The organism is Aneurinibacillus uraniidurans (assembly GCF_028471905.1).
Classification (GTDB): Bacteria; Bacillota; Bacilli; order Aneurinibacillales; family Aneurinibacillaceae; genus Aneurinibacillus; species Aneurinibacillus uraniidurans.
The window spans coordinates 2,551,108-2,573,272 of sequence record NZ_CP116902.1 but is presented as its reverse complement, the minus strand read 5'-3'; the positions used below and the strand labels follow the sequence as shown (position 1 = coordinate 2,573,272).

The following is a 22,165-nucleotide window of genomic DNA, read 5'->3' as shown; positions in this document are numbered from 1 at the left end:
TCGCACCGTTCCTTTTTGTTATGCGTCTAGATTTGCACAGCGGCAGGCGGCCAGTTTTCAATCGGAACAGGCTGTAGGGGATCCGCTGGCTTGAAGCCAAGAATTTGTGAATAAAAGTATAACTCAGCTTCTAGTGCTCGCTTGATGTTTGCGGCAATGCGGAAGCCGTGCTGCTCATCAGCAAATGTTAGCATTGCCACAGGTTTGCCATTCGCTTTAAGTTGATTAAACATTTTTTCCGACTGAGCAGGTGGCACGACTTTATCCTGCAGCCCCTGGAAGAAAATCATTGGTGTATCTAGTAGCGGGATATTATCGATCGGTGATCGCATTTGGTATTCTTTGACGTGTGTAGTTGGTGGGGCGACGAGAAGCCATGGGTATTCTGCTTCGAATTTATGGGTGTCTTCTATCAGTGTCTGCAGATTCGAGATGCCATAATAGCTTGCTCCAGCTCGGCAAATACCAGATGAGAAGGTAGCGAGCACAAGTGTCAAGTATCCGCCGGCACTTCCGCCGCGTGTTACGACCCGGTTTATATCAATTGTCATCTTCGGATCAGGGGAGTTCGCCAAATAGAGAGCGGCATTAATGCAGTCATCTCGATCGTAAATCCCCCAGTTCCGATACAAAGACAGGCGGTATTTACGGCCAAAGCCTGTGCTGCCCCGGTAGTTAATATCGGCTACAGCAAATCCCCGGCTTGTAAAATACTGAATGTCAAGCGAGCGAACCGGTACGGTCGCGGCGGTTGGCCCGCCATGAGCCTTAATGAGAAGCGGCGGCTTCTCTCCATCGGCTCCGTTATACGCTGGGTTAGTAGGCGGGTAATAAAAAGCATGTGCCTCTGCCAATCCGTCCTCTCCTGTCGGAAATGTGATCGGAATTGGTCTTGAGGTGTAAGGGAGTAAACTTTCGAAAGTGGTGACGGGTTGTGTGTACTTGAGCACCGTTGTTTTTTGTGTGGCTGGATCAAATAGTGCAATCGCAGATGGAAAAGCATGTGAACCGGCTGTAAATACAAGCTTTCCGTCAATCGCGTGCAATTCCGTAAAATCAGTGACTGACTCCTCCGTACGATTAGCAGTAAGGGTGATCGGAAGTGGAGTGAATGTCTTTGTTCCAGTATCGATCGATGCTAGCTTCCACGTCCCTTGTTCATTATAGGCAGCAATGAGCTCGGTTTCGGATAGGAAGGTATACGTAGACAGTCCGAGTGACCATAACGCATCGCTAAATTCGACATGTTCGGGTGCGCCAGATGAAACGAGTTCAATCTGATTGTTTGTAAACCGATATAGGCTCCACCAGTCGTCACGATCAGGGTAAGATGCTGGCGCTCGATCTACAGCGAAATACAAGGTGCCGTCTGGTGACCAGCGCGGCTGGCTGAATGCGGCCCCGCTTCGGATTGGATCAGGAGTATCTCGGAAGTCATACGAGATGTTTCGCTGATTGTGTAGTGAGCCATTCTCGTCTATATCAGCTACCCATAGCTCTGTATGATCCCAGGGCATATGTGGGAAATCCCATGAGATCCAGGCTAGTTGTGTCCCTTCTGGATTCAGAGCAGGCGAGGCATAAAAATCATGTCCCGAAATGAGAACGTGCTCTCCTGTCTCATCGATTGCGGTAATGGTGGTGATTGGATAACGGGCAGTTGTTGTGTGGTCTTCCCGAATGCAGATAAGTCGATTTCGTTTTTTATCGATCACGCCGTCTGCGTACCGCATACCGGATGTGGATGTGATTGGAGTTGGAGATTTATTTGGCTCTAGCTTGAATAGGCGCTGATCATTATGAGCGGCAGTGGGTGAATAGTTCGAGAAGTACACGATTCCTTCTTCGGCTGCAATAGAGGCACCGCCATATTCATATACAAGTGTACGAGCACTGAATTCAGATGGCAGTATATCTGCTGTTTCTCCTGTGGCGAGTGTATAACGGACAATCGCATAACGTCCATTTTCTTCTGGGCGACTTTCTACCCAGTATACACTTGTTTCATCTACAGCGATCTGCCGGAATGAGATGCCGCCTGCTACAACGTGATCGGCTGTAATTGGTGACACCCAGGACCCGTATGGCGCTTTACTGATAGATGGCATTCGTATTCCTCCTACTATTTAGATAGCACGCATCTCATGCGCACATTGTATAACGGTTTCGCGCAGCACCGGAATAATAACAGCTTGGAAGAAATTAAGATGTTGTTCTCCCTGATACGTATCGGAGAGCCACGGGTCCATGATGACGGAACGAAGGCAGTTAATGCTCAGGACATCTTCTGGATGGGCTGCTTGCAGACGGCGAGCGAACGCATTCATAAACGAATCATAATAGTCGGTTCGGTTAAACGTTGTGATGGTTACCATGAGATTGAAGTCTTGAATTTTTTCGTGTGCTTCCGGGTAGAGGCGTTCATAAATCATCTGATTGAATTGGTTGATTCGTGTAATATCCGTGTTTGGTGTACCATCTGGCAGGTAGTAATTGAAGGCGTAAGCTACGATGTTTTGATCCGGTCCGATCCGATGGAAGTAAGAACGAAGCTCTTCGTTGGTAAGGATGTCCTGATATGACATGTTAACGAATCGATCTTGAAGGAATGCGAGAGAAGATGTATTTGTTGAGGTGGTATCTGGAAGCTCGGCAAGCGGGATGACGAAAAATGGATCATTTTGTTTGGCCATGATGTGGAGGTACAAGTAGAACAATTTGGCGTTAATGAGAGAGCGATTAATGAGCTTGCCGTATCCTGTCTCAGAGGGACGAATAACGCTGTGACTGAGGAAGACAGCGGATGCAGCAGCTCCTGGTTTCGAACCTTCGATGGCGGCTTCACCGATGGAACTCATGGCATCACCTGTGCCGATGTATGGAGCATCAAATGTGATAAGGTTAATGGTTTTGCCATTACGGTAGGAGAGGCTGCCGGCTGGATACGGAATGTAGCCCCATTTATGCGGGTCAATCGTAACAGAGTCGCAGAAGCGAATGTGTCGGGCTTGTTCGATGACATACGGGCTAAGTGGAACGTTGGTTGTGTCCGAAATGAACGGATCGTCATCAATCACGTTAACGGCTTTATCGAACGGCCATTCTTGCGCGAAATCTTTGCGGATAGCTGATAATAGGTATCCGCCCCATGCCGCATCAACATGAATGCTAAAATCCAGGTTATGTCGACGACGATATTCGTCCCGAATGGTCAAAATATCCAAAACGGGATCGACGGCACTTTCTTCCGTGCTGCCAAATACAGCGACAACCATGACGACTGGAATCTTATGCTGCACACATTGATCAAGTGCTTTACGCAGGTACGCGGTATCCATACGCGCTTCCGGTGTAACGGGGATGTTAATAATGCCGCGATTTAAAACTTGGAAATCTACAGTGTTTCCACCGCGTCCAAATCCAAGGATAGCCGCTGATTTAACCCAGGAGTAGTGTTTCGTGGAAGGAACGGCAACCGCAGGGAACTGGATACCGGATAGATAGGTACGGGCATATTCAGCGATCCCGATCGTATTCAGGGAATACTGGCACGTTAGTGTCGTCCAGATTGTTTGCTCCATTTTTTGTTTGTCTTCCGCTGATTTGCCTGGGCAAATCAGTTCAGCCATTCGAGCGGGAATTGCTAGGACTTCATCATAGGTGAGATTGAGGAGCTGCCAGTTATCGAGATCGAGCAATCGTACTTTTGTACCATTGGGTTGGGTCACAGTGATATTCATAGCGGGTGCGAAGGAAATTTCATTCTGAAGTGCTGTTTTGATCACAGGCGGGAGGAATTTCATTTCGCGTGCTGCCCACATCGATTCCATATTGGCAACGGTGCCGCCAGATGTGAGATGGGCCCACGGGCTGTTTTTAGTTTCGAAGCCGATCATACTGCATAGGTCAGCTCCAACCATAATTTCAAAAAAGGTAGTGGCGGTAGAGGCTTGGATGGTTACATTGTTAGGGTTTTGCAGCATCGTGGTGAAGTAGCCGACGAGAGCGGGGAGTGTAACATCCCAGATCATATGTCCCTGGTAGCGCATACTGTAGAAGGGGAGAGCGTATTCGTTGAGAAAGGCTGCCATGCGACTGAAGTTATTCTGAAGGGATTGGACGGCTGAGCGGTAGCCGGGAGAAGCTTGCCGTTCTTCGGTTATATAGGCAGGATCTTCGGGGTGGAAGTTTTTTCGGCCCTGCACAACGGCATCGATGGCTTCGTGGATAAACGCCTGGAGAAGTTCGGCATTTTCCCCTCGCGTTCCGAGAAACCAGCCGGCAATTTCATCGTCTCCTGTATCAGAGCCTATCTGGGATGGGGCGGATGTGCAGGAGAGATTACGCAAGAAAATTTCTTTGAGTCGCGTATCCTGGGCAATGTCTTTTAAGGTTTGGTTCATATAATTCCTCCTTTTTTTTGGATATTCCTTTTTATTATAAAGCTTGTGTATTTTGATTGGCAATAAGGTTTTCCATCTGCACAAGTTTATCAGTTCTTCTATTTGTAAACTTTTTTGTTATAATGAACAGCAGAGGCAAGAAAGTAAGGTAAGGGGGATATATGTCTGGTGGATGACAGAAGCTGGGAGCAATTCCTCATTCCGTATGAACAGGCCGTAGAGGAATTGAAGGTGAAGTTTCGCAGTATTCGCAAAGAGTTAAAAAAGCGTAACGAATATTCGCCGATTGAGTTTGTAACAGGCCGGATTAAAAAAATATCAAGCATTTTAGAGAAAGCGCACAAGTTAAATGTTCCGCTTGATCAGCTTGAAGAAATTGAAGATATAACTGGAATTCGTATCATGTGTCAGTTCGTGCAGGATATTGAGCGTGTGGTTGAACTTGTTCATCAGCGCAGTGGCAAAGACATGACGATTGTATATGAGAAGGATTACATAAATAATCAGAAGCCAAGTGGATATCGAAGCCATCACATTATTATCCGTTATCCGGTACAGACTGCGCACGGGGAGAAGGAAATTTTGGCCGAGATTCAAATCCGTACGCTGGCGATGAATTTCTGGGCGACGATTGAGCACTCGTTGAGTTATAAATATGAAGGAAATATTCCAGACGATATTCGAGAGCGTCTGCGTACGACGGCAGAAGCTGCTCATTTGCTTGATACGGAGATGTCGGAAATTCGTGATGAGATTCGTGATGCGCAGCAGATGTTTGAATACAAGTCGAACATGGTATCCCGTATTTTGCAAGGGATCGAGAATTTGTATCAGCGTGGTTTTGTCGTGGAGGCGACTGCTTTTCAGAATGAGTTCCGTGAGATTCGTGCCCGTGGTGATGTGATAGAGCTACGCCAGTTATCGCGTACGATTCAGGCGAAAATTATTGAGGTGAAGCGTCTGGAGAAGCGAAGCAGACAGGCGGAGGAAGAGAAGGAAAGAGAGATGTGAAGAAGGACGTGAAAAAGCAGGGGATATCCTCTGCTTTTTTTGTCGTCGATGGACAATAGTGTTAAAAAGCTGGGAGATCGATAACAGGAGAAAGTTAGGATGAATAAGGGGAGACGGTGAAAAGAGAGAGGTTATATGGATTGCCAAAAAGTGTTGAAAGTTTGTGATTATTTTGGATAAAATGGATTTGCAGACTACCCATAAGGATTGGAACAAAAATTAGATATGTTTCTTTTTTAAGCACTATTCAATCTATAGTATACCTATTTCTATACATTTTAATTATCTAAAGTGATATAATGGGAAGAGTTGCTTGCTGAAGAGAAATTTCGTAAAATCAGGTGTGAGAAGCCAGACTACCTATGAAGAGGAATTGAAATATATTTTCACGAGTGTTGATTAACTAAAAAAGTAAATATAAATTGAAAAAGAGGCTTTACACCAAACTCTGTTCTTGACACATAAAATTGAGTGAAAATACCTTTTTAATGATGACTATAGAGAGTGGTTTTTTGTAGTGAATTCAAATCTGTAGGGTATAGAATACGGATTATGCAATCCCTGTTATTTACTCCATAAAAACATAAAAAAACATCTGTATTTCTGTTATGTTGGGAGTACCACTAAACAACGTAACGAGGTATACAGATGCACTCGCATTCTATCAATTTTCTAGTAGACATTCCAGAGTTAAATGTTTCTCACGTATACGAGGAAGATCCGATTGCATTTTTTATTTGATGTTGAGCCAACGGCTCATACTCAATCTTGTCCTTGTTGTCATTCCACTTTATATGTAATTCACCGTGGGGTTGCTTATACACGAAAAGTGCGCAACCTGCCTGCATTTGGTCGTATGGTTTCTCTTATGCTCCCAGCTATTCGTATGACATGTACAAGTTGTGATGTCTCTTTTGTTTGGAGCTACGCATGTGTTGCGCCTGGAAAACGATACACCAAGACATTCGAAGATTCACTGCCTTCTTACGTTATGGGAGCGAAAGTTACTCATGCAGCTAAACAGACCCAAACACCAGTAACTACGACGGATCGAGTTTTTAAAAAGTGGATGGAGAAAGAAAGTCCGCGCTTGCAAGCAGAATGTATGCAAGAGGCTATTCAGTGTGAAGGGCTTGTCCTAGGCATTGATGATTTTGCGATGCGCAAAGGACATACGTATAACACAGGTTTGCATGACTTACGAGGAAATACTCTTTTGGATGTCATTCCTGGTAGAACTGTAAGCGAGCTACGTGAGTATTACAAAAAATATCCTAGACTTTTTGTGCTTGAACCTGTGGCTGTTGTCATGGATTTAGCTCGCTATTATCACACATTTATAACAGAAGTCTATCCTCATGTGATACGAATTGCCGACTGTTTTCATGTGAATCGCTATGTTATGAAAGTCCTGCAATAGGTACGTAAAAGTGTACAAGAAAGCACTTTCTTCTCGTGTGTGTAAACAGCTAAAACAACACTTTCGTATTCTTGGGAAACGCAACGAAGATTTAACGGATCGAGAGTGTAAGCTCTTGAAAGACCTCCTTCATTACTCGGATCTCTTACGAGATGTATATGAGTGGAAGGAAGCATTTATCGAGTGGTATGACTGTGGCCCCTCTTTCGCCCATGCCAAACAAGGGTTTGTACGTTGGTGTAAGCAAGGAGAAAAAATGGATCATGCAGCGATCCAATCCTGTCTGAAAACAATGGAAACCTGGGAAGAAGAAATCTGTAATTATCACCGTCTTCGCTTTACCAATGCAGCTGTGGAAGGTAGAAATAATAAAATCAAAGCGCTACAGCGTTGGCACTACTTTACACGAAACAAGAAGTATTATAAGCAACGAATTTTATTGGAGTGTAATGAGGAGCGAATTACGGGTTGAACTTCTGTCAAGAACAGACTTTGGTGTAGAGCCATAAATATATATTGGTTTTTTGGAGCAACTATATAAATCGATTTTGATAATTCAGCTTCTGTGTAACGAAAGGAATTTTTGTCCATACTGCTTCTAAGAACCCTTGGGAAAAGGGGCGGTATCAGATATGAAACGGTTAAAAATTACAGAAACACATGGTTGGACGGTTCGAAACCTTCGTAAACAAGAACGAAAAGCGAAGGATGTTGCTTTACGGCAACGCATCATAGCAGTTTGCCTTGTTGCGGAAGGGTATTTGGGCAAAGAGATAGCTGCGATGCTTAATCTTCATCGGTAATCCATAGCTACGTATATTTCTACTTTTAATGCAGGTGGTTTGGAAGCTGTATTAGAACGAAAGTTTCCGCCTAAGAACCTTACTTGAGTGAACAGCAGCGAGAAGAACTGAAACAATTGATTGTAGAAAATACGCCTGCAGACCAAGGAATCGGTATGTATACATCTTGGGACACCCGTATCATTCAGATGCTTTTACAGGAAAAGTACGGGGTTTCCATGAGTCGTGGCGGAATTACAGGTATGCTCCGTCGGATGGGATTGAGTTATACTCGTCCCACTTATACGCTTGCAAAAGCAGATAAGAAGAAGTAGGAAACTTTTGTAAATCAAATGAACCTCATGAAAAAACTTTTGACAGACGATATGGTGTTTCTCTATGAAGATGAAAGCCACATTCGTGATTATCAAGCCCTTCGGGCTACATGGGCTGAAATAGGAAAGCAAAAGAAAATTCCTACTTATGGGCATCACGCAAGTGTTACTCTGTTTGGTGTCGTGAATGTTCTTGATGGAGATGTTTTTTGTATGCAGGCTGAACAGTGCAATGCGGAAACCTTCCGTTCTTTTTTAAAGAACGTATTGGAGTGGTATGCGAATAAGACGGTTGTAATGGTGTTGGACAATGCTCGCATTTATCGAGCCAAGCTGATTCAACCTCTTTTAGAGGAGAATCGAAATCAACTCTTTTTCATTTTCTTACCGCCTTATTCCCCAAATTTGAACCCGATTGAACGGTTATGGAAATGGCTCAAGGAAAGCGTCATTGTGAATCGATTTCATAAGAACAAAAAAGGAATCGAAAAGTCCGTTCAAACTTTTTTGGAGTTTGTTCAAGCATCTGCGGATCAGATATTACATCGCCCTGGTTGTAAGTCCGAGAAGTCGAAATGTTAAAATTCATTTATATAGCATTAGCTCTTTTTGTTTTTTGGTAATATTGGAGATTAAGGAGGGATTTACAAATGAACTGTTTTGTTTGTAACAATAATATGAGGTTTTATTTCCAAAAGAAGTTTGAATTTGCAGGATTAGAGACAGTTGATTATTTTCAATGCTCTTCATGTGGCTTTGTTATATCGAAAACACATTTAGATATGTCGGAAGATACTTGGGGGAAACTTAACGCAGATTATCACCTAGGGTATCAGAAATCTGAAAATAATGTCGATGATCCAAATTGGCTTACAAGATTAAAGCTACAAAAAGATGTTATTTATCAATTAAGTACAACAGGATTACTTAATTTAGAGTTACCTTGGGTTGACTATGGATGTGGAGATGGAAAACTAGCTGATTTGTTAACTAGCAAAGGGGTGAATGTATTAAAATATGATCGGTTTTTAAGTTCAAACGGTTATTTATCAGAAAATGAATTATTATCACAAAAGTATGGTTTGGTAATAAACACATCTGTATTTGAACATGTTTTAGACATAAAGGACTTAGATTATATTGCAAGCCTAGTTGATGAGGATGGGGTTCTTGCTGTACACACTTGGGTTGGAGAAGAAGTTCCGAGAGACCCTGAATGGTTTTACCTTCTACCAGTACATTGCTCTTTTTATACTAATGAAAGTATGCAAATTTTGTTTGAGAGATGGGGGTTTAAAACCTCAATTTATCATCCAGATTCGAGATTATGGTTTTGGTTTAAAAAAGAAAATATTCATGTAGAAGAAGTGATTCAAAATTTCAAATCGGAAAAAGGGGCTAAATTCCATTTTAAAAAAGGTTTTATGGACTATTGGAAATAATCTTTAGTAAGTATTTTATGAGATTTTGATCCTTACTTTTGGCTCTTAGTAAATTCTAAGATCACGAGTGTTGATTAACTAAAAAAAGTAAATATAAATTGAAAAAGAGGCTCCTTTTCGCGAAAATAGTTTGTATCTCACCCCAAACTATTGCGGAAAGAGGAACCTCTTATGAAAAAAGTGAACTGTAACCCGAATAATGGACACTTCAAAAAAGTCCCTTATTCGGGTTTTTTGTATGGGGAAATGACGGAGATATCGGTATAATCAATTCAATGAATCGAAGCGAGGGAGTACAACATGAGTAAAATGATCTTCAATGCTTTCCAAATGAAACTGTTAGGGAAGAATCCAAATATCAATAAAGTTTCGGAGCGTTCCCTTACGTATCATCCAGATTTTAGGTTGAAGGCGGTCAAAGAGAATCTGAAAGGCAAGGAGCCGATGCAGATTTTCCTTGAGAATGGATTTGATCTTGCGATCATTGGAAAAGAGAAGCCAAAACAATGTCTTAAAAGGTGGCGCAAAATCTACCAACAGTTTGGAGAGGATGGATTTTATACAGAACGGAGAGGAAAAGGAAGTGTAGGTCGGCCTTCTTTCAAAGTATTGACACCAGAGATGGATAGGAAAAGATAGGCCAAAGAAGTATATCCATAAGTGGAAGAAAACATATAAAGAATCAGGGGAAGAAGGTCTTCAAGACAATCGAGGACGAAAAAAACGAGTACTTAGACAGACCGAAGAAAATAATCTTACAATGGAAGAGCGCTTGAGAAGGGCTGAGGCTGAGATTGCTCTCCTTAGGACGGAAAAAGATTTCTTAAAAAAGCTAGAGTGCATCGAAAAAAAGGAGGTGAGAAGAAATAAAGCACTAACTTCAAATAAATTTGCTTTGATTTGGACTATCGTCAAACAGCGTAGGTTTTCATGGATGGTGGCTTATTTGTGCAATCTTGCAGGCGTCAGCCGGAGTGGCTATTATCAATGGATCAGAAACCTTCCCGCACGGGAAGAACGAGCACAAAATGATAGAAGAGTATGAAATGATTCGCACAATTTTTGAGTACCACAAAGGAAAATCCGGCTTCAGGGTCATTAAGATGAGGCTTGAACGTGAACACGAAATTATCATAAATCACAAGAAAATTCGACGCATTATGAACCAGTATGGATTGATTACAAAAGTTCGCCGTACTAATCCTTACAAGAAGATGGAAAAAGCGACACATGAACACCGGGCGCTTCCTAACCTTCTCAATCGTCACTTTACACCAGGAATGTCTAGACAAGTGCTCTTGACAGATATTACTTATCTACATTATGGGAATGGACAAAAAGCTTATTTGTCATGTGTAAAAGATAGTATGACACGTGAAATTATTTCCTTCCACCTTTCCTCATCTTTAAAAATGGGCATTGCCTACAAGATAATTGACAAGCTAATTATTCATTTAGATGGTATAGTGAATCCTGGTACAATCCTGCACTCTGATCAGGGCATGCATTATACGCATCCTGAGTTTCAACATCGAGTTAAAAAACTTGGTTTCACACAATCAATATCATGCATAGGAAACTGCTGGGACAACGCTCCAATGGAGTCTTTCTTTGGTCATATGAAGGACGAAATGGAATATATGAGGATTCAATCATTTAATGAGCTCAAAAAATGTGTAAAGGCATATATCGAAAGATATAACTACTATAGGTGTCAGTGGACATTAGAAACATACTAATCTTAGTATGTTTTAGCAGCCTAGCCGTCACTTTTTTAAACTGTTCATTATTCGGGTTACAGTTCATACGGGGCAAAAAAGTGCTTTTTATTTGAGACTATCTACGAGGAATTGAAACCTTTTTTTGCATCGTCGGTAGTTACATGCGGTTCTTTATTTGAAGGTGTACGACACATCCTAGTCAATCATAAGTAAGAAAACACAAAAGTGAATGTTTGTTCCTGGTCTTAAATTATTCTGAAGTTTTCTTGTTACTGAACGCTCCTGATTGCATCTTTTTTACACTTCCCACCTTGTACCGTATTGACTCCCCGTGGTATCATAGAAAAAACGTATATTTATTTGAACATAATACATCCTGCAACGTATTCTAATACTACCACCGAATTTGCGGAGGGAGGGGTCATAATGCGCGTTGAACGTCTTAATCAGGATAAGATCCGTATTTTTTTAACCTTTGATGATTTAACTGAACGGGGTATCGAAAAAGACGACATGTGGCGGGATATTCCAAAAGTACATGAGCTTTTTAATGATATGATGGACCATGCCCATGATGAAGTTGGGTTTACGGTTAATGGTCCGGTCGCCGTCGAAGTGTTCTCACTTCCTGCGCAAGGCATGGTTGTTATTGTAACGCGCGGTAAGACGGAAGCACACAGCGATGCGGACGATCTGGATTATGACGATATATACGAGATGCAGGTCACGCTTGAAGAGAGCGACGACATTGTGTATGTGTTCCATGATTTTGATCATCTGATCGAGCTGGCACATCGCATTCAAGGAAAAGCTCCATATGGCGGAAGTGCGTATGCATATCGTGACCGTTACTATCTTGTGTTTGAAGATGTGGATATGGAACGCAGTGAGTATGATGACTTCATTGCGGTGCTGTCAGAATACGGTGAAGCATCCACATTAACGAAGTATGTACTTCAGGAATATGGCAAATCAATTGTTGAGAAGGAAGCGGTAGAAGTTTTGTGCCGTTACTTCAATTAATTTTTATAAGAACAACAGGCACACGGCCATTTGGCTGTGTGCTTTTTTGTTAAAAAGGATGAGAGGGAAGCTGGTGAGTTTTTCTCAATCGTTAGTAGCGTATGTTGTTTATGTATATACTAAAATCCACAGCTACATAATGCGGGTGAGAATTCGAGTGAGTCAAAAAAGAATTAGATGTATATCGCTAGGAGCAACAACAGATGATACGGTATTTTGTCATGCGAATTTGCCTCAAAAAAAAGCCAGTTTTGCACCTTCCAAATGCTAAAATAAAGATGTATACTGGCTAGGGTTGAATTTTATCAGATAACCAAATGTTGAAGGTGGTATTGTTAATGGGAGCAAATGAAGTAGCTGGAAAACCTGCGAATGGGAACGCAGGCCAGCAAGAAAGTTTGAATGTGTTAGACTCAACACAAACTGTTATTCATGAAGCATTAAGTAAGCTTGGTTATTCCGAAACGATGTATGAGTTCTTGAAAGAACCAATGCGCATGTTTACCGTTCGCATTCCAGTGCGTATGGATAATGGCGAAACTAAAATTTTCACAGGCTATCGTGCGCAGCATAACGATGCTGTTGGACCAACAAAAGGTGGCGTACGCTTCCATCCGGATGTTACTGAGGATGAGGTTAAAGCGCTTTCAATTTGGATGAGTTTGAAGTGCGGGATTGTTGACCTACCGTACGGCGGTGGTAAAGGCGGTATCATCTGCGATCCGCGTGAAATGTCATTCCGCGAGCTTGAGCGACTGAGCCGTGGTTACGTACGTGCAATTAGCCAAATCGTAGGACCAACAAAAGACATTCCAGCGCCGGACGTATTTACGAATTCACAAATCATGGCATGGATGATGGACGAATACAGCAAAATTCGTGAATTTGATTCACCAGGCTTCATCACAGGCAAGCCGCTTGTACTTGGGGGCTCACAAGGCCGCGAGACTGCGACTGCTAAAGGGGTTACGATCTGCATCGAGCAGGCGGCGAAAAAGCGCGGCATCGAAATCAAAGGCGCCCGCGTAGTGGTTCAAGGTTTCGGTAATGCAGGTAGCTTCCTGGCGAAATTCATGCATGATGCGGGTGCAAAAGTTATTGCGATCTCAGACGCATACGGTGCATTGCATGATGAGAACGGTCTCGATATTGACGACCTGCTTGAGCGCCGTGATTCATTCGGTACGGTGACGAAGCTGTTTACAAATACAATTTCAAATCAGGAACTTCTGGAACTTGATTGCGACATTCTCGTTCCGGCAGCGATTGAAAACCAAATCACAGCAGCGAATGCGCATAACATTAAGGCGAGCATCGTAGTAGAAGCAGCGAACGGACCGACGACGCTCGAAGCAACTCGAATTCTTACTGAGCGCGGCATTTTGCTTGTGCCAGACGTGCTTGCAAGCTCCGGTGGTGTAACGGTTTCGTACTTTGAATGGGTACAAAACAACCAAGGTTACTACTGGACAGAAGAAGAAGTAGAAACTCGCCTGCGCGATGTATTAGTACGTTCTTTCGAAAACGTATACAACACGCATGCGACACGCGGTGTGAATATGCGTCTTGCGGCTTACATGGTAGGCGTACGTAAAATGGCAGAAGCTAGCCAGTTCCGTGGTTGGGTGTAAAATCTGCACATCCGCAGTTGAATTGTGAGTAAAAAATCCTCTACAATATTGTAGAGGATTTTTTTGTTCGGTTGGTACAGGAAAGGGGTTGGAAGTATGGAACAGGTCATTATTATTGGTGGAGGCCCATGCGGATTGTCTGCGGCTGCTGAGCTGCAAAATAGAGGAATCGATCCGCTTATTATTGAGAAAGGATGCGTAGTGAATTCGATCTATGGCTATCCGACATTCATGAATTTTTTCAGTACGCCAGAGTTGCTCGAGATCGCCGATATTCCGTTTGTGGTGACAGGAGAGAAGCCAACGCGGCAGGAAGCGCTTACGTATTATCGTGAGGTGACACAGCGGCGGAAGTTCCGATTACATTCGTATGAGAAAGTCGATACGGTAGAGCGTCGGAACGATGGCACATTTACTGTGTATACAACAAAGCGGGACGGCTCACATACAGAGTATGAGGCGCGGTTTGTTATCGTTGCGACCGGGTATTTTGATAATCCGAACTTGCTTGGTGTGCCGGGAGAAGAGCTTGGGCATGTGTCGCACTATTATAAGGAAGCGCATCCGTACCAGGGGATGAAAGTTGCGGTGATTGGGGGAAAAAATTCATCGGTCGATGCGGCGATGGATTTGTACCGCGCAGGGGCGGATGTTACATGGATCTACCGGGGTGAGTCATATTCGCCATCGATTAAAGCATGGGTGTTACCGGTGTTTGAATCGATGGTGAATAAAGAGTGGGTTAAGGCAATGTTTAACACGACGGTGACTCGCATTGAAGAAGGATCCATCATTGTGTCAGAGAACGGGGAAGAGAAAATTATAGAAGTAGACGCTGTTCTGGCGCTTACGGGTTATCACCCGGATCGTTCTCTGTTTGGCAGGCTTGGAGTAGAAGTGCGTGCTGAGACGGGAGAGCCAGAGCATAACCCAGAGACGATGGAGACGAACGTGCCAGGTTTGTTTGTTGCCGGGGTTATTGCGGCAGGGAATAATGCTAATGTTATTTTTATTGAGAATGGACGCTTTCACGGTGGACTGATTGTGGAAGAAATTGCAAAGCGATAAGATGGGGGTTATATATGCGTAAAGTGGTTTTGCTTACAACAGGTGGAACGATTGCAAGTGTGCCGAATGAGAAGGGGATGCTTGTAGCGGGTGAGTTAACAGGAGAAGAGCTGGTTAGACGGTGCAGCTTGCCGGCTGACATTGACATACAAGTCGAATCAGTACTTCAGCTTCCGTCTATGCACATTGGATTTGATGAGTTGCTTGTACTGAAAAAGAAGATTGAGCAAGTATTTATGGATGAGTCGGTGTCCGGTATTGTCGTAACGCACGGAACCGATTCGATGGAAGAAACCGCGTACTTTCTTGACTTAACGATTGATGATGCTCGTCCGGTTGTTCTGACAGGCTCACAACGTGCGCTCAGTGATGCGAGCAACGATGTATACAGCAACATTCGTCATGCGGTTTATACGGCTTGCAGTGATGATATGAAGAATGCAGGTGTTGTCGTGGTGTTTAACGAGCGTATTTTCTCCGCTCGTTATGTGAAAAAGGTTCATGCATCCAATATGCAAGGGTTTTACTCATTCGGATTCGGGTATCTCGGTATTATTGACAATGATGCAGTTGTGGTGTACCAGAAGCCGATTCGACGTGAAACGTTCAAGCTGACGAAAGATATTCCGATGGTAGATATTATTAAGTGCTACGCGGGTGCGGATAGTAAATTTCTGCGTGCAGCCGTACAGTCTGGTTCAAAAGGAATTATATTAGAAGGTGCGGGTCGGGGGCAGACAGCGCCTAACATGATGGAAGGGATTGAAGAGGCGCTTGCGCAAGGCATTCACATTGTTATTACAACAAGCGCAGAAGAAGGTAGGGTAGATACTACGTATGATTACCGGGGAAGCGCGTACGATTTGTACAGACACGGTGTAATACTTGGCAATGACTTTGATTCCAAAAAAGCGCGTATACGCCTTGCGGTGATGCTTGCGAGCGATATAAATGATGTGAAACATTTGTTTTGATGAGAAAAGGTCAGGTACCACACCTCGCAGTGCAGCAGATAGTAAATTCGTAGTCATAATCTTTTGTGTGCGGGAATTTACTGTAGTAAAAGGGGTGTGGTCATGGTTAAAAGGTCGATAATGTTAATCGGTTTTTTACTTGTGTTATTTCTTGTAGGGTGTGGGCAAAGTGAAGTATCAAAAGACCTGCAGGATTACATTAATAACAAGCTCCCTGAACTTGCGAAAGTAGAAACAGATGCTATAAGAGATTATGAAAGCGTAACCGGAAACAATTTTAAAAATGATGAAATCACATACAACAAACTGCAGGATTCTGTAATACCGAAGTATCGGGATTTCATTGAAAAACTTGAAGCGATCAAACCCGCAACCAAAGAGCTGCAGGCAGCACATGAAATTTATATTCAAGCAGCCAATAAGCAGTACAGTGCTTTTTTGCAAATGTCGGATGCACTGGAAAAACAGGATGTGGGGTTACTCGCGCAAGCTAATGATAAATTGGCAGAAGGACGTAAAGGAATTAGACAGTGGCAAACGGAGATAGAAGCGCTGGCCAAAAAGCATAATGTAACGTTCCAGCAGAAGTGAAAGGCAGCTGGATTTGGTTATGGAACCTAACTTATTTTATGGTTAGGTTTTTTGTTTTGCATAAATACCTCCAGCAATTGTATTTCCATCATGCACATTCCGTGTTACGATGAGGAGTACAATAAATAACCCAAGGGAGTCGAATGCTATGTTAGCCACCATGGGAGCTGCTGTTGCCCCTGGTATTGCCATACTCAGTTATTTTTATTTAAAAGATAAGTATGAAATTGAGCCACTACATATGGTGGTACGAATGTTTATCATCGGGCTTTTGCTCGTATTTCCAGTGATGGTTGTACAATTTGGGATTCAGGAAGAATTGCAGTTAGGAGCCTTCGCCCAGTCGTACGTGCTATCTGGATTTCTTGAAGAGTTTTTTAAGTGGTTTATCATTTATTATACGGTGTATCAGCATGTTGAATTTGACGAGCCGTATGATGGAATCGTGTATGCAGTTGCGGTCTCGCTTGGTTTTGCTACGCTGGAGAACTTTTTCTATCTGCGCGAACATGGTGGAGCGACGGCGGCGTTCTATCGCGCGTTGCTTCCGGTATCCGGGCATGGTCTGTTCGGAGTGTTGATGGGCTATTATTTTGGCAAAGCCAAATTCAGTGCTAGCCGCACCCGGCGCCGCTTGTATCTTGTCATTAGTCTGGCGATTCCGGTTATATTACATGGTACGTATGACCGTATTCTTCTCATGCAGCAGCCGATTTGGCCGTGGTTGATGGCTCCGTTCATGCTGGTGCTCTGGCTTCTGGCGCTCAATCTCAGTCGCGTTGCGCTGAACAGGTCTATGGCGGCCGCGTTCGGGGCACACTACGAGGAGGAGGCTGAGAAAATATGAACGAGGCAGAACGATATAAAGTTACGATCCGCTGTTCGGAGTGTGGGGAACGGTATATACTTCGTGGTTCACTGAACAAGTTTGGATGTATAGAAACCGGGTTTAAGCAGTGCATTTGCAGCAATCGTGATCAGTTTGATACGGTATCAGAATTGATGTAAGCGAAGGGTGTTCATATAGCCCTTCGCTTTTTTGTATAATTAGCAACTTCTTTCCTCAAACTACGGGTAATACTGGATGATGGAGGAGTGCTGCACATGTATGGACGAATTGCAGGTGTATTGTTCCCTGTGCTGGCTGTTGGCGTGATTGGGGCTGGAATGTGGGGGTATCAAGAGAACAAAGAAAAAAATTCGGTTTTAATTAAGGCAGAGAACCAGTACCAGCGAGCTTTTCATAATTTAAACTATCATATGGATCGATTGCAGGATGAGCTTGGCAAGACAATGGCAGTTAACTCGCGGCAGCAGTTAACACCAAGCCTGACAAATGTGTGGCGGTTGGCGTATTCGGCTCAGAATGATGTGTCTCAGCTTCCTCTTACGCTTATGCCGTTTAACCACACGGAGAAGTTCCTGGCGAATGTAGCGGATTTTAGCTATCAGACCGCGGTGCGCGATCTAGATCGCGAGCCGCTGTCAAAGCAAGAATATGATACCCTTGGCAAGCTGTACGCCCATTCAAAGGATATTCACGGCGACTTGCAAAAAGTGCAAAGTACGATTATGACGAAGCAGCTGCGCTGGATGGATGTCGAGACGGCGCTTGCAAGTGAGCATAATCCGCAAGATAACACGATTGTCGATGGTCTTAAAGTACTCGATAAAAGTGTAGAAGGGTATAAGGATGTAGAATTTGGTTCAGGAATTGGTAGCTTGAATGCCGGTCGTAAGTTGAAAATCCAGTCCATGAAAGGTCAAGTGGTAAGTGCAGATGAAGCAAAGAAAAAAGCGCTCGCATTTGTTGAGCTACCAGCGACTGCGATTAAACAAGTAACAGTGACGGATAACGGTAAAACAAGGGAATATGAATCGTACAGTGTACGCATTGAACGAAAAGATCAGAAGACACCTGTGTTTGTTGATATTTCGAAAAAAGGCGGCCATGTAATCTGGGTGCTCGATGAGCGAGACATTGGCAAGCATAAGATTAGTATGGGGGATGCACAACGCCGGGCAGACGAGTACTTGAAGCGTCGGGGGTATACGAATATGGAAGCTATGTCCTATGACGATTATAAAGGAGTGGCTGCATTCACATACGTATGCAAGCAGGGGGATGTGCGCTTATATCCAGATACCGTTACGGTTAAAATTGCGCTCGATAATGGAACGACAACGGGCTTTCAAGGTGAGAGCTATCTGTTAAACCATCGGGTACGCACCATTCCAAAGGCCAAGGTTAGCGAAGCACAGGCGCGTAAGAGGCTGAATCCTGCGTTTATTGTAAAAGAGGTCCACAAAGCGATCATTGAAGATGAGCGTGGGAAAGAGGTATATGCGTATGAGTTTTATGGTTCCATTGGACAAGAAACGTATCGGATCTATATTGATACGCAAACGGGTCAGGAAGTAAAGGTAGAAAAGATTAAAGCAGGTATGCACTAGGAGTAGTTACGGAATACAGAGTGGAAAGAGCGGGTAAGATGGGAGCAGGAGGGATACGTTATGACACGAATGAACCAGTCTTCCTATGAGAAACGTTTTGTCCGTCTGGCAGGTCGGGTAGAGAAGGGGTTTATTCTGGTAATTCTCGTAGGAATCGCCCTTGTAATAGGGAGTCAATTTTTGCTTACATTTGACTCGTTTCGCCAGTCGTTTGTCGAAACGGTGCGGTTGGAAGGCGTTGCATCCCCCTAGTCCCTATGTTACTATTTAGGTAATTCAATGATGGGATTGCCTGCGGTCTGCTATGTGCAGATTTAGAGGGAAACGAAGAAGAAAAGCAGGCACACCCTGCTTATTTTCTTTATTTCCAGATGCGAGAAGCAGGAAAAGGATAAATATGGTGGGATGAATGTGAAGATTGCAATTGACGGACCGGCTGGGGCCGGCAAAAGTACCGTAGCACGCCGTGTTGCGGAACAGCTCGGCATGCTTTATATTGACACGGGAGCGATGTATCGTGCGCTCACGTATATGGCACTTCGTACATCATGCTCGCTGACAGATGAGCAAACACTGCGGGCTCTCTTAGATCAGATGAAGCTTGTACTCGACGTTACAGCAGACGGACAGCGGGTGTATGTGAATGAAGAAGATGTCACGGACCCGATTCGCACACCGGATGTGACAGGGCATGTATCTACCGTAGCCGCTCATCCAGCTGTACGAGAGAAGATGACGGAGCTGCAGCGGGAGATGGCTCGTTCCCGAAGTGTTGTAATGGATGGGCGTGATATTGGGACCCATGTACTACCGGATGCTGAGGTTAAGATTTTCTTAACGGCGTCAATTGAAGAGCGAGCGGAGCGCCGTCTGCGCGAACTCGAGCAGCGTGGGATACCGGCTGATCGTGAACAGCTGATGGCCGATATTGCTGAGCGTGATCGCAAGGATAGTGAGCGTGAGATCGCACCGCTTAAGCAGGCGAAAGATGCGATTTTGCTTGATACAACGGGTCTTGGGATTGATCAGGTTGTGGAGAGTATCGTCGCTTTGTACGAAGAGCAGGTCGGAGAGCGAGCGTAATGGCAGGCAGGGTGTATACGTTCTGGCGTCGCGTCGCTAGGATACTTCTTGCTGGTGGCTATCGCTTCCGGGTGCTTGGTCAGGAGAATGTTCCGGATAGCGGTCCGCTTGTGCTTTGCTGCAACCACATCAGCAACTGGGACCCGATTACGCTTGGCTCAGGCCTTGAGCGCCAGGTGTTTTTTATGGCGAAGGAAGAATTGTTCCATGTGCCGATTGCCGGCAAGCTGGCCCGAGAATGTGGAGCTTTCCCGGTCAAGCGTGGCGCAGGGGATCGCCAGGCAATTCGCAAGGCGCTTGAACTTCTGCAGGAAGGGCATGCGGTAGGAATTTTTCCGGAAGGAACGCGTAATCTGCAGGCGGATGGCACGATGCGGGAAGTACAGCCAGGTGCTGCCATGATTGCACTGAAATCAGGTGCACGCGTGGTGCCCGTCGCGATCATTGGCGCATATCGCTTATTTCGGCCTATTACGATCATTTATGGCAAACCGTTCGACTTAGCAGCTGAAACTGCTGGTGAGAATAATACGGAGCGTATGCATCATGCGGCCACCATCATTCAGCGGGAAATCCAATCTCTTCTGGATATACATAGGAATGCATAGGTGTCTTACAGAAGGATGGCTGTCTTATGTAAAGTCGTCTCACTTTCCAGAGTTCGGAGAGAATAGCATGTTTGGCACTAGCGCCAGCTCTCCAATCTCTGGTAAGCTAAGATAAATATGTTGCTGTTTTACTATAAATGCGCTGGCATTTATTGTTTGAATGGCTTTTATTTCAAGGAGGTATGGTCTATGGTAGAGGAAAATCAAAACGAATTGAATGCTCAGCTTGAAGTAGCAGTAGATCAAGTGCTGACCGGCACTGTTTCCAAAGTGGACGAGAAGCAAGCTTTGATTGATGTAGGCTATAAATATGAAGGCATTCTTCCGATTAGTGAAGTATCCAGCCTGCATATTGATAAAGTAGCTGATGTTCTGTCCGAGGGCCAAGAAATCCAGGTTAAAGTCATCCGTCTTGATGCAGAAAAAGATGAGATGATCGTGTCCAAACGAGCTGTTGATGCGGTGCAGGCATGGGATGAGCTTCAACGTAAGCATGAAGCAGGCGAAGTGTTTGAGGTAACAATCGCAGATATCGTAAAAGGCGGCCTTGTAGTAGACCTCGGCGTACGCGGTTTTGTTCCAGCTTCCCATGTTGAGCGTCATTTTGTAGAAGATTTCGCAGATTACAAAGACAAAACGTTGTCTGTGAAAGTCATTGAGCTCGACAAGGAGAAGAACAAGGTTATTCTCTCACACCGTGCTGTGCTTGAAGAAGAAGTAAACAAACAAAAAGGTCAAGTGCTTGAGAATTTGCAGGCAGGTTCTGTAATCGAAGGAACAGTGCAGCGTCTGACAGACTTTGGCGCATTTGTGGATGTTGGCGGGGTTGATGGTCTTGTACACATCTCGGAAATCGCTTGGAGCCATGTGGATAAACCGTCCGATGTTCTCAAAGAAGGGGATAAAGTAACAGTAAAAATCCTCAAGATTGACAAGGAAAATGAGCGCATCAGCCTTAGCATAAAAGCGGCGCAGGCAGGTCCGTGGGAACAAGCTGCGCAGAGTTTCAAAATTGGCGCTGTTATAAAAGGAACAGTGAAGCGCCTCGTAAGCTTTGGTGCATTCGTTGAAGTAGCACCGGGCGTAGAAGGCCTTGTACACATTTCTCAAATTGCGAATCGTCACATTGGTACGCCAGATGAAGTACTGAAAGAGGGCGAAGAAGTGAATGTAAAAGTTCTGGATATCAATCCAGATGAAGAGCGCATGAGCTTAAGCATTCGCGAAGTGCAAGAAGAGAAACAAAAACAAGATACAAAGAAAGTTGTAGCCCAGTATCAAGCAGAAGAAAATGCAGGCATGGGTGTAACACTTGGTGACCAATTCGGTGACCTGCTCAAAAAATTTAAATCTTAATTGATATATGAAAACCGGCGAATTCGTATTGAGTTCATCGGATAGAGGGACTGTTCCAAAGCTATGATAGAGTAGCGTAGGGCAGTCTCTTTTTTGTGCTTGACCCAAACCTAACGTTGAGCGGGTTTTTGTAAATCAAAAACGTTGCGGGGAGTGGGAGACGGGAGGAGTAAGAGAGCGCCTTTACGCGATTCCCCAGCGGAGGGAGACTGGCGAACGAGCCTTTGCCCGCAATCCTTCGGTGAATAAGCATCATTGGCTTT

23 protein-coding genes are annotated in these 22,165 nt (G+C 44.2%); 21 read left to right on the top strand and 2 right to left on the bottom strand.

The features are described from left to right. Window positions 1-26: 26 nt before the first annotated feature. Window positions 27-2,108 carry a S9 family peptidase gene (locus tag PO771_RS12815; protein ID WP_272560088.1) on the bottom strand — a complete coding sequence of 694 codons (2,082 nt, stop codon included), beginning with the start codon at window positions 2,106-2,108 and terminating at the stop codon, window positions 27-29. 18 nt (window positions 2,109-2,126) lie between these two features. Further along, entirely contained in the window at window positions 2,127-4,403 is a 2,277-nt protein-coding gene (locus tag PO771_RS12810) for a pyridoxal phosphate-dependent decarboxylase family protein (protein WP_272560087.1), read from the bottom strand. A 168-nt stretch (window positions 4,404-4,571) separates the two neighbouring features. On the opposite strand from PO771_RS12810, the gene yjbM reads away from it, so the two are divergent. The 21 genes from yjbM to rpsA all read left to right on the top strand — a co-directional run bounded on the left by yjbM (window position 4,572) and on the right by rpsA (window position 21,902). Continuing rightward, complete coding sequence (yjbM, locus tag PO771_RS12805; protein WP_272560086.1) at window positions 4,572-5,414, top strand: GTP diphosphokinase; 843 nt, start codon at window positions 4,572-4,574, stop codon at window positions 5,412-5,414. Window positions 5,415-6,138: 724 nt separating this feature from the next. Then, window positions 6,139-6,834 carry a transposase gene (locus PO771_RS12800; RefSeq protein WP_272560085.1) on the top strand — a complete coding sequence of 232 codons (696 nt, stop codon included), beginning with the start codon at window positions 6,139-6,141 and terminating at the stop codon, window positions 6,832-6,834. A 10-nt stretch (window positions 6,835-6,844) separates the two neighbouring features. Then, the gene (locus PO771_RS12795) at window positions 6,845-7,306 is read left to right on the top strand and encodes a transposase (RefSeq protein ID WP_272560084.1); all 462 of its coding nucleotides are present in this window, start codon (window positions 6,845-6,847) and stop codon (window positions 7,304-7,306) included. 160 nt (window positions 7,307-7,466) lie between these two features. Further along, window positions 7,467-7,637 carry a hypothetical protein gene (locus PO771_RS12790; protein ID WP_272560083.1) on the top strand — a complete coding sequence of 57 codons (171 nt, stop codon included), beginning with the start codon at window positions 7,467-7,469 and terminating at the stop codon, window positions 7,635-7,637. Between the two features lie 83 nt (window positions 7,638-7,720). After that, window positions 7,721-7,951 carry a helix-turn-helix domain-containing protein gene (locus PO771_RS12785; RefSeq protein WP_272560082.1) on the top strand — a complete coding sequence of 77 codons (231 nt, stop codon included), beginning with the start codon at window positions 7,721-7,723 and terminating at the stop codon, window positions 7,949-7,951. A 27-nt stretch (window positions 7,952-7,978) separates the two neighbouring features. Beyond that, on the top strand, window positions 7,979-8,533 hold the full coding sequence (locus PO771_RS12780) for an IS630 family transposase (RefSeq protein WP_272560081.1): 555 nt from the start codon (window positions 7,979-7,981) through the stop codon (window positions 8,531-8,533). A 68-nt stretch (window positions 8,534-8,601) separates the two neighbouring features. Next, window positions 8,602-9,393 (top strand): class I SAM-dependent methyltransferase, encoded by a 792-nt coding sequence (locus PO771_RS12775; protein ID WP_272560080.1) that lies wholly within the window; start codon window positions 8,602-8,604, stop codon window positions 9,391-9,393. Between the two features lie 300 nt (window positions 9,394-9,693). Then, window positions 9,694-10,032 (top strand): helix-turn-helix domain-containing protein, encoded by a 339-nt coding sequence (locus PO771_RS12770; protein ID WP_272560079.1) that lies wholly within the window; start codon window positions 9,694-9,696, stop codon window positions 10,030-10,032. 335 nt (window positions 10,033-10,367) lie between these two features. After that, the gene (locus tag PO771_RS12765) at window positions 10,368-11,132 is read left to right on the top strand and encodes an IS3 family transposase (protein WP_272560078.1); all 765 of its coding nucleotides are present in this window, start codon (window positions 10,368-10,370) and stop codon (window positions 11,130-11,132) included. A 408-nt stretch (window positions 11,133-11,540) separates the two neighbouring features. Beyond that, entirely contained in the window at window positions 11,541-12,137 is a 597-nt protein-coding gene (locus tag PO771_RS12760) for a genetic competence negative regulator (RefSeq protein WP_272560077.1), read from the top strand. A gap of 338 nt (window positions 12,138-12,475) precedes the next feature. Beyond that, window positions 12,476-13,768 carry a Glu/Leu/Phe/Val family dehydrogenase gene (locus PO771_RS12755; protein ID WP_272560076.1) on the top strand — a complete coding sequence of 431 codons (1,293 nt, stop codon included), beginning with the start codon at window positions 12,476-12,478 and terminating at the stop codon, window positions 13,766-13,768. Window positions 13,769-13,864: 96 nt separating this feature from the next. Next, on the top strand, window positions 13,865-14,836 hold the full coding sequence (locus PO771_RS12750; protein WP_272560075.1) for a YpdA family putative bacillithiol disulfide reductase: 972 nt from the start codon (window positions 13,865-13,867) through the stop codon (window positions 14,834-14,836). A 14-nt stretch (window positions 14,837-14,850) separates the two neighbouring features. Continuing rightward, window positions 14,851-15,810, top strand: a complete 960-nt coding sequence (locus PO771_RS12745; RefSeq protein ID WP_272560073.1) for an asparaginase — start codon at window positions 14,851-14,853, stop codon at window positions 15,808-15,810. A 102-nt stretch (window positions 15,811-15,912) separates the two neighbouring features. Further along, window positions 15,913-16,401, top strand: coding sequence for a hypothetical protein (locus PO771_RS12740; RefSeq protein ID WP_272560072.1), 489 nt, complete (start codon window positions 15,913-15,915; stop codon window positions 16,399-16,401). A 148-nt stretch (window positions 16,402-16,549) separates the two neighbouring features. After that, window positions 16,550-17,248, top strand: coding sequence for a glutamic-type intramembrane protease PrsW (gene prsW, locus PO771_RS12735; protein WP_272560071.1), 699 nt, complete (start codon window positions 16,550-16,552; stop codon window positions 17,246-17,248). Then, window positions 17,245-17,409, top strand: coding sequence for a hypothetical protein (locus PO771_RS12730; protein ID WP_272560070.1), 165 nt, complete (start codon window positions 17,245-17,247; stop codon window positions 17,407-17,409). The genes prsW and PO771_RS12730 overlap by 4 nt, the downstream gene beginning before the upstream one ends. Before the next feature lie 96 nt (window positions 17,410-17,505). Beyond that, window positions 17,506-18,855, top strand: coding sequence for a germination protein YpeB (gene ypeB / locus PO771_RS12725; protein ID WP_272560068.1), 1,350 nt, complete (start codon window positions 17,506-17,508; stop codon window positions 18,853-18,855). A 60-nt stretch (window positions 18,856-18,915) separates the two neighbouring features. Further along, window positions 18,916-19,107 (top strand): hypothetical protein, encoded by a 192-nt coding sequence (locus PO771_RS12720; RefSeq protein WP_272560067.1) that lies wholly within the window; start codon window positions 18,916-18,918, stop codon window positions 19,105-19,107. 153 nt (window positions 19,108-19,260) lie between these two features. Continuing rightward, entirely contained in the window at window positions 19,261-19,938 is a 678-nt protein-coding gene (gene cmk / locus PO771_RS12715) for a (d)CMP kinase (RefSeq protein ID WP_272560066.1), read from the top strand. After that, window positions 19,938-20,546 carry a lysophospholipid acyltransferase family protein gene (locus tag PO771_RS12710; protein ID WP_272560065.1) on the top strand — a complete coding sequence of 203 codons (609 nt, stop codon included), beginning with the start codon at window positions 19,938-19,940 and terminating at the stop codon, window positions 20,544-20,546. Before cmk ends, PO771_RS12710 begins: the two co-directional genes overlap by 1 nt. A 189-nt stretch (window positions 20,547-20,735) precedes the next feature. Beyond that, window positions 20,736-21,902 (top strand): 30S ribosomal protein S1, encoded by a 1,167-nt coding sequence (gene rpsA, locus PO771_RS12705; RefSeq protein WP_272560064.1) that lies wholly within the window; start codon window positions 20,736-20,738, stop codon window positions 21,900-21,902. The last annotated feature ends 263 nt before the right edge of the window (window positions 21,903-22,165 follow it).